The sequence below is a fragment of the Collinsella sp. BIOML-A6 genome, assembly GCF_009875845.1.
Taxonomy (GTDB): domain Bacteria; phylum Actinomycetota; class Coriobacteriia; order Coriobacteriales; family Coriobacteriaceae; genus Collinsella; species Collinsella aerofaciens_H.
Genome location: NZ_WWSL01000020.1, coordinates 35,827 through 46,179, shown reverse-complemented (window position 1 = coordinate 46,179; position 10,353 = coordinate 35,827). Strand labels below are relative to the sequence as shown.

General features: G+C 62.6%; 14 protein-coding genes. All 14 read right to left on the bottom strand.

Annotated elements, in window-relative coordinates; translation table 11 throughout:
* Window positions 1-119: 119 nt before the first annotated feature.
* Window positions 120-404: a ribbon-helix-helix domain-containing protein gene (locus GT495_RS07695; RefSeq protein WP_152074060.1), complete on the bottom strand. Its 285-nt coding sequence runs from the start codon at window positions 402-404 to the stop codon at window positions 120-122.
* On the bottom strand, window positions 404-670 hold the full coding sequence (locus GT495_RS07690) for a hypothetical protein (protein WP_148332421.1): 267 nt from the start codon (window positions 668-670) through the stop codon (window positions 404-406). Before GT495_RS07690 ends, GT495_RS07695 begins: the two co-directional genes overlap by 1 nt.
* 58 nt (window positions 671-728) lie before the next feature.
* Window positions 729-1,088 (bottom strand): DUF192 domain-containing protein, encoded by a 360-nt coding sequence (locus GT495_RS07685; protein WP_161162155.1) that lies wholly within the window; start codon window positions 1,086-1,088, stop codon window positions 729-731.
* Window positions 1,085-1,561: a hypothetical protein gene (locus tag GT495_RS07680; protein WP_161162156.1), complete on the bottom strand. Its 477-nt coding sequence runs from the start codon at window positions 1,559-1,561 to the stop codon at window positions 1,085-1,087. The genes GT495_RS07685 and GT495_RS07680 overlap by 4 nt, the downstream gene beginning before the upstream one ends.
* On the bottom strand, window positions 1,561-3,726 hold the full coding sequence (locus GT495_RS07675) for a hypothetical protein (RefSeq protein ID WP_240128160.1): 2,166 nt from the start codon (window positions 3,724-3,726) through the stop codon (window positions 1,561-1,563). The genes GT495_RS07680 and GT495_RS07675 overlap by 1 nt, the downstream gene beginning before the upstream one ends.
* Window positions 3,698-4,210: a TadE family protein gene (locus GT495_RS07670; RefSeq protein ID WP_161162157.1), complete on the bottom strand. Its 513-nt coding sequence runs from the start codon at window positions 4,208-4,210 to the stop codon at window positions 3,698-3,700. Before GT495_RS07670 ends, GT495_RS07675 begins: the two co-directional genes overlap by 29 nt.
* Window positions 4,173-4,391: a hypothetical protein gene (locus GT495_RS07665; protein ID WP_152074064.1), complete on the bottom strand. Its 219-nt coding sequence runs from the start codon at window positions 4,389-4,391 to the stop codon at window positions 4,173-4,175. Before GT495_RS07665 ends, GT495_RS07670 begins: the two co-directional genes overlap by 38 nt.
* A gap of 1 nt (window position 4,392) precedes the next feature.
* Complete coding sequence (locus tag GT495_RS07660; protein ID WP_161162158.1) at window positions 4,393-4,752, bottom strand: hypothetical protein; 360 nt, start codon at window positions 4,750-4,752, stop codon at window positions 4,393-4,395.
* Between the two features lie 164 nt (window positions 4,753-4,916).
* On the bottom strand, window positions 4,917-5,150 hold the full coding sequence (locus GT495_RS07655; protein ID WP_152076574.1) for a hypothetical protein: 234 nt from the start codon (window positions 5,148-5,150) through the stop codon (window positions 4,917-4,919).
* 10 nt (window positions 5,151-5,160) lie between these two features.
* Window positions 5,161-5,802 (bottom strand): type II secretion system F family protein, encoded by a 642-nt coding sequence (locus GT495_RS07650; RefSeq protein ID WP_161162159.1) that lies wholly within the window; start codon window positions 5,800-5,802, stop codon window positions 5,161-5,163.
* Window positions 5,799-6,725: a type II secretion system F family protein gene (locus tag GT495_RS07645; RefSeq protein WP_156063575.1), complete on the bottom strand. Its 927-nt coding sequence runs from the start codon at window positions 6,723-6,725 to the stop codon at window positions 5,799-5,801. The genes GT495_RS07650 and GT495_RS07645 overlap by 4 nt, the downstream gene beginning before the upstream one ends.
* On the bottom strand, window positions 6,698-8,026 hold the full coding sequence (locus GT495_RS07640) for a CpaF family protein (protein ID WP_161162160.1): 1,329 nt from the start codon (window positions 8,024-8,026) through the stop codon (window positions 6,698-6,700). The genes GT495_RS07645 and GT495_RS07640 overlap by 28 nt, the downstream gene beginning before the upstream one ends.
* Window positions 8,023-9,672 (bottom strand): P-loop NTPase, encoded by a 1,650-nt coding sequence (locus GT495_RS07635; RefSeq protein ID WP_161162161.1) that lies wholly within the window; start codon window positions 9,670-9,672, stop codon window positions 8,023-8,025. Before GT495_RS07635 ends, GT495_RS07640 begins: the two co-directional genes overlap by 4 nt.
* Complete coding sequence (gene cpaB / locus GT495_RS07630) at window positions 9,672-10,331, bottom strand: Flp pilus assembly protein CpaB (protein ID WP_370457620.1); 660 nt, start codon at window positions 10,329-10,331, stop codon at window positions 9,672-9,674. The genes GT495_RS07635 and cpaB overlap by 1 nt, the downstream gene beginning before the upstream one ends.
* Window positions 10,332-10,353: the final 22 nt, after the last annotated feature.

The following is a 10,353-nucleotide window of genomic DNA, read 5'->3' as shown; positions in this document are numbered from 1 at the left end:
GGGGCTAGTTCCGCGTTGCGCTAGCTGCGGAAACGCGGGGGCCGTTCAAGCTGTTGCGTTGAGATTGAAAATCAACCTCGGCCACGACCTCGATCCTATAGAGCGGCACGTCAGAGGCATCAACCCGCCGCAAGAAGTTTTTCACTCAGGGCCGCACGGGCAAACTCACTTGGCGTCATCCCCTCGGCAGCCGCCCGTCGACGAATAGCTTCCTTCATTCCCAGAGGAATCTTGACCGATAACGTTGCCGTTCCCTCACCCGAGAGTGGAGGCCGTCCATGCACGAGCCCACCAACGGTGTGTTCGCCATCCGGAAACTCTCCGCGCTCGTACGACTCACACCACGCGTCAATCATTTCATCCGTTACAACCTGACCATTGGCGGTCGTATATGTCTTGCCCATCATCGACCCCTTTGCCGAGCTCGCTCGATCTCTTGCCAGAATTTCTTCTGAACCGGAGACAAGGCATGAATAATGAGCCATCCACGAATAAGTTCGACCGCAACAAGTTCCACACTTCGACCGTCTGGAAGCCATCCAATGGCAAGCCATCTCGGCGGCTCGTCTTCCGACTCGCGGCGAATACACTCAGTAACCGCGAGCCAGGCACCAAGCACCTGTTTTTCCGTCAGGTGCTTCTTGGCGTTGGGATGGATCTCAACATCCATGCATCTCCTCCTCCATCCTACCCAATTTCGTATGACGAAAGTCAGTTGTCGTCAATTCTTACGCCGGCACTTGTTGAAAGGCAGGGGGCGCGGTGAAGATTGAGGGGCGCTCCAGCGTGGCCCAGGCGCATGGGTGGGAGCACATGCTCCAAGGGCGAATGCTTTCGTAGCAAGCGAGAACATTGCCATTTCGATCGATAAAGGCGATGTCGATGGGATAGGCCATAAAGCAGGTGTGAACCGATGAACAGCGCGGAAACGCCATGACAAGCGGCAGTCCGCTGGCGGCAATCGGCCGCCGTCCCAGCATGCCGCGCAGACGCACGGTAAACGACTCCGCCACCACAAACTCGGCCGGCGTCCAGCCCAACCTGTTGAGCGCCCGCGCGTAGGCGATATAGGACGAGACCGCGGTCACATGACCACCCCCGGACGCCATGGATCGACCGTCACCGCGCGTTCATGCGTGAGCACGGCCGGCGCCCCCAGGGAAACGCCGGCGATGCTCAGCGAACTCGGCCACGGCTCGTAGTGCATGGTGCAGGTATAGGTCCTAAACGTGCCAGTTAGAGAGAGCAGACCACCATTCGATGACGTCGTGCCCTGCTCGCTCGAGACCTCGACCTGTAGGTCATATCCCTCCATGGCATCCTGAATCTGAGCTTGAACGGTCGCGGAAGCGTCAATGGAGCTCTCGTCACCCTCCCCGCCCGGCGCCACAGCGTGCGCCAGCACGATGTCGGGCACCACGCGGTCGAAGCGCGCGACCGCGCCGGCAAAGATCATGACGTTGTACGCGATGAGAGCCAGCACGAGCAGGACAGGCGTGACCACGGCCATCTCGACCGTCGCCTGGGCACGCTCCTCGCGCAGGCCCGTGCGAATGCCCATTACGACCCACCGCCAAAAGCTCCCACCAGCGTGGCAACATCGACCGTGAGTGGGATGGAGCCGCCGCCGGGCAGCGGGATCTCCGCAAGTGTGAACACCGCGCCGCTGATGGTGCGCTCGACGTGATATTCCAAGGCCTCGCAAAGTGCCTTGGGGTCAGTCACGCCCAAGGGGATTTTTCGCAGGGTATCTTGAGTTTTGGAGATGTCTGCGATATCGGATCCCGGACTTTTGATGACATTGACGGTATCGGTCAGCACCGGTTTTCGCAGACGCAAATCGCACGGTTCGAGTCCCAGCGCCGCCACGGAGGACGAGACGGTGTCACCGAGCCAGGACGCGATGGAGCCCAACGCGCCGCTACCGCCTCCCAAGTCACCGATCAGCTCTCCCACAAGCTCGTCGGCCGCACCCTGGATGTCTCCGTACCCCACAAGCAGGCGGCCCCAAACATCCATAACGCCGTCGAGCACGCCGGCAACGCCGCCCGAACGCTCCTCCAGCGTCGAGAAAAACCGCGAGAGAACGTTATTTTGTGCCGTCGCATCATCGGGCGCGAGCACTGCGGCAGAAATTGCACCACGATCGCCAAGCTCAACTGCCGTGTTAAACGAAGAGTTGAGCTCGTCGGGACTGGAGATGGCGCCCGAGACCGCAAAGGCGACCACGCCGTTGCGACCGGGCGGGGCGATGCGCGGGCGCTCACCGGAAAGTTCTTTGATGGCGGTATCGAACGCATTGCCCGCACGGTCGGCTTCGTCCTCAGTTTGGCGCTCGAGCTCGAGCTCCTTGTTGCGACAGTCGACGTAGTCCTCCAGGGCGTCTTTAAACTTGTCAAAATGATACTCGAAGCCGTTTTCGATAGAGGTTGAAGGCGCCGCAACAGCACCAAGCGACGAAACGCCAAAATGGCATTTACTGCATTTGTCCTGTCCATCGTAAGCGGCAACCGAAGCAAATCCGCTCGGCGTTCCTTTCTTGTAGTTAGGGCAGGTCGTCCCGTAATGCAGATATGCCTTGTCATCGTTCACGCTCGTCGGCCATACCGCATCGGTGTAGAGTTCGGTCGCCCGAACCTCATCAGAGTTGCGCGGCAGCAGCGGAATATAGGAGGAGACCCTGTCTCCGTTCTCGGTTATATATGCCCGATCGACCTCTGCGCTCGCATAGGTATAAAACGCCTTACGCGCCGCAGACTCCGCCTTCATCTCGACACTCGGGCCTTGGGGCTTCTCATTTGCCAGACGCCAATGGTAGTAGTCCTTCGCGCGATCAAGGGCAACTTGAGGCTCCCACGTAACGCTCGATGAGTAATGCGGATTTTGAACACCGGAGAGATCACTTAGGCTTTTTGCGCGCTCCCACATACAAGAACAGCTGCCGACCGAACCTTTATCCGATCCACCGCAATCCGCTAGCCAGGCGCGCTCTTTAGCCTTTGCCGTCTCCTCCGATGCTTTTTGTAGCTCCTCGGCCGCGCGCTCCAGATCTTCCGACGCATCTTTAATGGCATCAGTCGAGATTTCGGATCCTTCGAGCGCAACAAAATCCGACTCGGATGTTCTGGGCACGGCAAGCGCCGTACCGGTATAGGTCACGCCATCGGTATCCTGCGCCGACACTGCCTGCATGGCGCGCGCGGCAACCAGGTACGGCAAGGCAGTCTCGATCTTTTGCAGGCCCTTTGCCGCGCTTTTGGCAAACTTGTTACGCGTTTTAATGATCTGGGTTCCCGTATCGATGATATCGCTGCCGACAACCTCGGCGCCCGGAATGAGAATGGCAACCAAGCCGGTGCCGATCGTGGCAAACCCCGCCAGGCCCAAACTCAAAATGCTCGCATCCACCACCGTGGCGGCTGTGTGATAGGACGACACCACGTTGGCGCCCGCCAGCGCACCGCTATCGGCCGCCACCTGGGTGTCTCCGGCGCGCGACATGCTCCATATCGCCGCGGTCGACGAAAACAGCAGCGTAAGCACCACCAGAATGACAACCGCAGAGGAGAGCGTGGTATAGGCACCGTCTTCGATAAACAAGTCGATACCGGCACGGCCCATAAAGCCGCCCCGCTTGCGGCGAGCGCCTGGTCGACGGCGGGCCGCAAACCCTTGTGTCACCCGCAGCAGGCAGCGCCTAATCCCATGCAGCAATCCATGAATCATAATCTCCCTCCAGCCATTCGGGACGCGATCGATACGAGACGTCAACCTTGAGCTCGACATAGCCGCCCTCACCCGCACTGCCCATGGCCTGCACAAATGCACCGATCACGGGCAGCGGCTTAACCTCGCCGGCAACAGACACGGACGAAACGCCACCGGTACCGGCCCGCCCCAACTCGATATCCCACGACAGCGGCCCGCCGGCATGAAAAATCGAGACGTTGGGCACCGCGGCAAGTCTGCGGCGAGTGAACTCCTTAAGGTCATCGTCGTCCTCCACCGTCGTCGTGGTCATAAGCCGCGCGGTCTCGGCGGCGGCAGACTCCATGACCGCGCGCGTATAGAGCAGGCACACCGGCTGCAACGCGAGCAAGATAAGCGTCAAAAACGTCGGCAGCAAAAAGGCGGCCTCGACCGTAGACTGCGCCCGATCCTCGCACGCGATATCAATACAGAGCGATGTCCTTGGCACCCGTTGCGGCATCGATAACCGACGATGGGGCGACGCCATGAGACGCTGCCCGCTCGACCAGTGCCGCCAAGCGCCCATCGGCGCCAGCGCGCCAAAGCCCCGCAATCGCCAACACAATCGATAACAACGCCACGGTGACGATGGCGTATTCGACGGTCGACTGAGCAGATTCCTCACGCAGGACATTAGGCATTTCACGACCCCTCCTTTAACTCCGTTGTTTGCGGAACCAGACGCACGGCACGCAGGCGGCACGAGGCATCGCCGGCATCCGCAGCAACCGTCACCATATCGACCCAGCCCCGCCCATCGCGCACGATGGCGCCCCATACGTTGCCTTTAATATCGAGATAGCCGCTCAGGGCGAGCTGGGCCGTGGGCACCTCGCGGTAGGCGCGCAGCAGGTCTGCCGCTGCCTCGGTCATCGGCCGGTCCTCGGACCATGCGAGTCGAACCGCGATCGTGTTGTCTGCAGACGACTCCGCGCTGGCCGCCCGCTCGTCGAGTGCCTGCAAAAAGGTCCGAGCCGTGACGGCGGCATTCTGACCGCCCATATCTCCCGCGTCTTCCGCTTGTGACACCGCTGCCGAGCCCGATCCCAAATCGGCAGTAGCACCTGGACGCTGCTGCCGCGCAACACCCAGCCCCCAAAGCGTCACCGCTATCGCCACGAGCAAACAGACGAGCACCGGCGGCGAACCAACAGGCCGCCTGCCTCCTACAGGCTGTTGATGCCGTCTTTGATCGCGTTCCATAGTTCTTCGACTTTGCTCTTAAACGCGACGATGGCGATAATCGCGATCACCACGAGCACGCCGACCAAGATGGCGTATTCGGTCGTGCCCTGCGCGCTCTCCTCCCGCAACAGCGCCTTGGCACGCTGGCGAGCGCGGATTGCCCGGCAAAAAGCCCAGCTCCATGCCTTGCCCGCAATGTCGGTCATCGTGTTCATGTATTCCTCCCTACATCATCCCGCCTGCTCCCAGCAGCGGGCCCAATATGGACAGAAGCAACGCCGGTAAAATGAGCGTGCCGGTGGGAATCAGCAACTTGACCGGTGCACGCTCGATCTCGCGCTCGACTGCGGCGCGATGGGCCGCACGGATCTCGCGACTTTGAGCAGCCAGCGTCTCGGCCAGCGGAGCGCCCAGGGCAAGCGCCTGCCCCACCGTGATGGCAAAGGTCTCGAGCGCCCTCACATCCAAATCACGCGCGGCAGCCAACAGCTCGGCCTCGCGCGTCCCCACGCCCACCTGCCACGCCATGCAGGCTCGCTCAAGACGGACGGCCAGCACCGACCGACGATTGGCACAGAAAATCTCGAGCGCCGCGTCAAACGAAAGGCCGGCAGAAAGCCCCAGGCGCACCACGTCGATCATCTCGGACACCTCACCGAGCGACACCCGCGCCGGGCCGCCCGCCCCAACCACACCCTTCATTCGCGCGGTCAGGGTATCAATCACCGAGCAGCCCACAGCAATGACCAGTACCGCCTCACGCTTGCACGTCTCTGCAATCTTGCGAGCATCCGCACGCTCCAAACCTGTCGCGGCAAATACGCTCAGGGCACACAGACAAGCCGCGACCCCGACCAGGGCGCTCATAACTCCACCCGCATAATGCGCCGGATAACTACCAGGGCAACGACGTTGAGGGCAAGTCCCAGCACCACGGCGCCCGCACCAGCCGGTGTCGCAAGACCGCGACGAAAGTCTGCCGAAAGCAAGGCCAGTACCGCACACATGCCTGCCGGCATCGCCGCGACCATGTGTGCCGACATACGCGCCTGTGACGTCTTAACGTCCAGACGGCGTTTGAGCTCAATGCGCTCACCCACCATGCTCGACGCCTCGGACAGCAAGCCGGCAAGCGGAGCCCCGGTACGCTGCGATACTTTGAGTGCCAAGGTGACAAGCGAAAGGCCGGGGGCATCGATGCGAACGAGTAGGTCATCGAGTGCGTCGGTCGCCGAGATACCGCAATCGATTGCCGCCGCCACCCGCAAAAACTCGGTATGCACCGGCTCTTGCGCATGGGCGCCCACAAAGCGCATGCCCTGTGCCAGCGAATGCCCCGAGGCAAGCGACATGGATAACGCTGTGAATGCCTCGGGCATGGCCTCTTCTACATCATGCTGTTCGCGTCGGCGATCGAAGGTGTCACGCGCGGCGCCCACGCCAAACGGCGTCGCCAGCCCCAAGACAAAGCCGATGGGCGACAATGACGCAACGGCCAGCAAAACGCTGCAGATACCGCTCGACAGCAGCAGAAATGACAGACGAGACGCGTTATCCTCAATAGCAAGCCCAAGGCGATCTGTGGGGATCAGCGACACCCACGAGCGGGCAATCTTTGTCAGCAGGTCGTTTTCCGCCACCTCACGCGGCAGCTTCTCCGCCATCGATTCGAGCGTCTGGCGCGCCAGCTCCGCCGGCGGCATCCGCGGCACACGAGGTTCTGCCCCACACGCCGTCGCGACAGAAAGCCCCGCCAAACCCCCTACGACGAGGGGCATAGCGATCTCCATTCGTCCACCTCCTCTTGTGTGAGCGTTCCCGACCGCAAGCCCTCCGCAATAAACGGCGGCTCGCGGTCGAGCGTCCAGGTGCGTTCGGCGGCATCGAACGTCACATAGCGTTCGAGCTCAACACCGCCCGACACGCCGCGGCGAACCCCCGAATATGAAGCCACAAAGCGCCTGCCATCTGCATGACGCTCGGACATCACGATGCCGTCGAGCGCCATGGCGATCTGCTCTTCGATAAGCTCACTCGGCAAATCGATGCCGTAGCGCGCAAGCAGCGTCAGGCGAACCACGGTCTCCTGCTCGGTACCCGCATGGAGCGTGGTGAGCGAGCCGTCGTGGCCCGTGTTCATGGCTTGCAGCATGTCGCAGCACTCGGCACCGCGCACCTCGCCCACGACGATGCGGTCGGGGCGCATGCGCAGAGCATTGGTCACCAGGTCGCGAATCGTCACCGCACCCTCGCCCTCGATTGACGCCTCACGCGCCTCCAGACGAACAACGTGTGGGTGATGTGCAAACTTGAGCTCGGCGGAATCCTCGATCGTCACGATGCGCTCGCCGGTGGAAATCTCGCACGACAGCGCGTTGAGCAGCGTGGTCTTGCCCGACCCCGTGCCTCCCGCAACTGCCAAGTCCTGCCGCAACGACACCGCGCACGACAGCAGCTGCGCATACCAAAGCGGCAGTGACCCCAACCCCACAAGCTCGTCCAACGAACAGATACGGTCCGAGAACTTACGGATGGTGAGGATTGGCCCGTCGATCGCCACGGGTGGAATCACCGCGTTGACGCGATAACCCGTCTTGAGGCGGGCGTTGACGATGGGGCTACGCTCGTCGATACGACGGCCGAGCGGCGAAATGATGCGGTCGATGAGCACACGGATCTGCTCGTCGTCCTCAAACGCATGCTCGATGGGATACAAAACGCCGCTGCGCTCAAAAAAGGCAGAGCGACAGCCGTTGATCATGATTTCGGTAACGGTGTCGTCCTCGATGAGCGGCTGCAGCGGTCCCAGGCCCACCACGTCATCTAGGATCTCGTCGATGATGGTCTCACGCTCAGGCGTCGCCAAGTCGGTCGGCTCTTCCACGTTGAGTGCCGCTTCCACCGCCGGACGTAACTCAGAGCGGGCAAGGGCCGGATCGACGTAGGCACTGATGCGCGCCACCTCGTCGTAGCCCATGCGGTCCATCACCGCACGCTTGGTGCGGCGTTTGACGGCACGGTGGCGCCCCGCATCAACGGGGGCAGCCGCGGCGACCGCGCCGGCGGCTTTAATCCTCGTCTGCAGACTCATCGCGAATCACCCTCACGCGACCAGGGAAGACGAATGCGCGGGCGCTCGGTGCGGGTCGCGCGGTCGGCGACCATATCGCTCCAGGGACCGACGGCGCAGCCCAGCTCCACGAGCATCTCGCGCGTGGCCTCGCGCACGCTGGTCGCAAAAGCGCTCGTCTGACCCACCGCCTCGTCGGCGCGACCGAATGCCATGAGCGCGGCCAAGTCCTGACCGCCATCGGCAATGCGGATCTTGGAGCTCAGTGCGCAGGCAATCTCGAAGCGCATGGCGACGTCCTCGTCGGCACCGCGCGCACCAAACCGGTTGAACACGGCGCTCATGCGCGTGCGTGGCACGCCCACACGGCTCGCCAGCTCAATGACGCGCGAAGCGGATGTCGCGGACGATACCGCTGCATCGCCTACGACCAGGCAACGGTCGCTCGCCGCCACCGCGGCGGCCACGGCATCACCCCAAAAGACCGAGGTGTCGACAAAGACCACGTCGGATTCGCGACACAAAACATCGAGCAATAACTCCACCGGACGTGCCATGAGCTCGGCCTTCTCGGGGGCCGCGACAGGTCCCCAGAGCGTGACGCCCGGGGCGACGCGCATCGATGCGGCCACGATATCCGGCTCGGCAAGTGCACCCGCCGCCGACGGCTCGATAAGCATCGCCATATCGTGCGGGGCATCGACACCCAGCAGATCGTATAGGTTTCCAAACATGAGGTCCAAGTCGAGCACAGCGGCACGCAAACCCAACAGCGACGCCGCATGCGCCATGGTGGCAACGATCGTCGACTTGCCGCAACCGCCCGAACCCGAAACGGCGCAGACAACCGGTGCCCGACGCGACGGAATCGAAGCGCCCGCCGACGGCGCGGGAGCTGACGGTGCAGGAACCGGCGACACGGACGCGGGCGACAACATCCCCGTCTCCCCCGCCGCGGTCACGCGCTGAGCCCAAGCCGGCATGGCAGGCTGCCCGGGCTGCGGTTCCGAAGCCAAAGACGCAACGGCACACGGCTCGTCAGCCCCGGCAAAACCCTCGACCTCGTCGAGCTCATCGGCCAGATTTACGCCGTGCACGTATCCCATTTCTTCAGCCAGAACGTCATCGCCATACGGTACCGGCCCTCCAGCGTCATCGTATGCAAGGGGATCCCGGGGGCGCCGACCATGCTCGGCTTCCGCTTTTCCATATTCATCAACACGCGGGCCTCTTGTAGCGCGAGGCGCCCCGGGTTCCCTATCAGCAAAAGCATCGGGCTCAATCGTCATGCGCCGATCGGAATCAACCGTTCCCTCACCCGCGCGCCCGTTGCCGCACAAACTGTGCGCAGCGATGACCTCGGTCGCCCCCGCGCGAAACAGCCCTTCGATATCCGACGGGTCGAGTGTCTCGATCAACACGACGACGCGACTCACACGGCCCTCGGCCGTCAGGCGCGCAACGGTCTTCCGCACGTCTTCGGTATCGAACAGAGACGCCGCGATGATGGCGGCACCGCGGCGCGACGGAAACGCCCGCGCCATGGATACCAGCCCGTCCAGGTTGCCCACGCGAAGCACCTGCGCGCCCACATCGCGACCCTCGACTTCCTGCTGTAGCAGCCCGTAATCGCCGCACGCGCAGCACGCAAGCCAGATCGCCTTCATCACTCGTCGCCTCCGCTCTTTTTGCCGCGCGCCGTGGCGGGAATCGTCAAGCTGACCGTCCCCTTTCCCGAGGCCCCCAGCAATTCCTTGACATCTTCGGGGTCTGCCGCCAGCGTCACCCACTCGATCTTGCCTTCACGCGTGGTGCCGGCATCTTCGCTGGTATCGATCACGTACGCGCCGCACAAACGATCGGTCACGCCATCTTTTTGCACGTACACGTCCACATAGCTGCCCACGCCCGTGGCGCCGCCGACCGAGTGTTCGGCATCGACCGCCACCGAAACGGCAACCTTGCCTTTAGGCACCTCGAGCTTGCGGCTCTCGGCCTTGGTGTAGACATTGCAAATCACGGCGTTTTTGGGAATGCGCGAGGTCGTCACCTCGCCGCGCACCTGACGCAGCTCGGTCGCCGCATCACGCGGCAGCAGACTCGCCAGCCATTCCTGAGTTATGACATTCGTCTCGTCGAGGGTCTCGCCGGCATCGATATCGCGCGCCGCGACGCACACCTCAACGCGGTCGCCGCCGTATTTTGCCAACGTCTCGGCCTGGGCCTGCTCGGCTTGCGAGCGGATCGACGAGCTGTAGACCACGCAGAGCACCGCGGCAAACACGCCCGCGACCAGACTGATGGCGATGCGCTTGCTCTTGTTCACGGCCGCTCCTCTCATGGCGGTG

Bases quoted from the DNA above. Each gene is read 5' to 3' on its own strand.
- GT495_RS07645 (WP_156063575.1), bottom strand. From the start codon at position 6,725: ATGGAGATCGCTATGCCCCTCGTCGTAGGGGGTTTGGCGGGGCTTTCT.
- GT495_RS07635 (WP_161162161.1), bottom strand. From the start codon at position 9,672: ATGAAGGCGATCTGGCTTGCGTGCTGCGCGTGCGGCGATTACGGGCTG.
- GT495_RS07665 (WP_152074064.1), bottom strand. From the start codon at position 4,391: ATGCCTAATGTCCTGCGTGAGGAATCTGCTCAGTCGACCGTCGAATAC.
- GT495_RS07655 (WP_152076574.1), bottom strand. From the start codon at position 5,150: ATGAACACGATGACCGACATTGCGGGCAAGGCATGGAGCTGGGCTTTT.
- GT495_RS07690 (WP_148332421.1), bottom strand. From the start codon at position 670: ATGGATGTTGAGATCCATCCCAACGCCAAGAAGCACCTGACGGAAAAA.
- GT495_RS07650 (WP_161162159.1), bottom strand. From the start codon at position 5,802: ATGAGCGCCCTGGTCGGGGTCGCGGCTTGTCTGTGTGCCCTGAGCGTA.
- GT495_RS07640 (WP_161162160.1), bottom strand. From the start codon at position 8,026: ATGAGTCTGCAGACGAGGATTAAAGCCGCCGGCGCGGTCGCCGCGGCT.
- GT495_RS07680 (WP_161162156.1), bottom strand. From the start codon at position 1,561: ATGGGCATTCGCACGGGCCTGCGCGAGGAGCGTGCCCAGGCGACGGTC.
- GT495_RS07675 (WP_240128160.1), bottom strand. From the start codon at position 3,726: ATGATTCATGGATTGCTGCATGGGATTAGGCGCTGCCTGCTGCGGGTG.
- GT495_RS07670 (WP_161162157.1), bottom strand. From the start codon at position 4,210: ATGCCGCAACGGGTGCCAAGGACATCGCTCTGTATTGATATCGCGTGC.
- GT495_RS07695 (WP_152074060.1), bottom strand. From the start codon at position 404: ATGGGCAAGACATATACGACCGCCAATGGTCAGGTTGTAACGGATGAA.
- GT495_RS07660 (WP_161162158.1), bottom strand. From the start codon at position 4,752: ATGGGCGGTCAGAATGCCGCCGTCACGGCTCGGACCTTTTTGCAGGCA.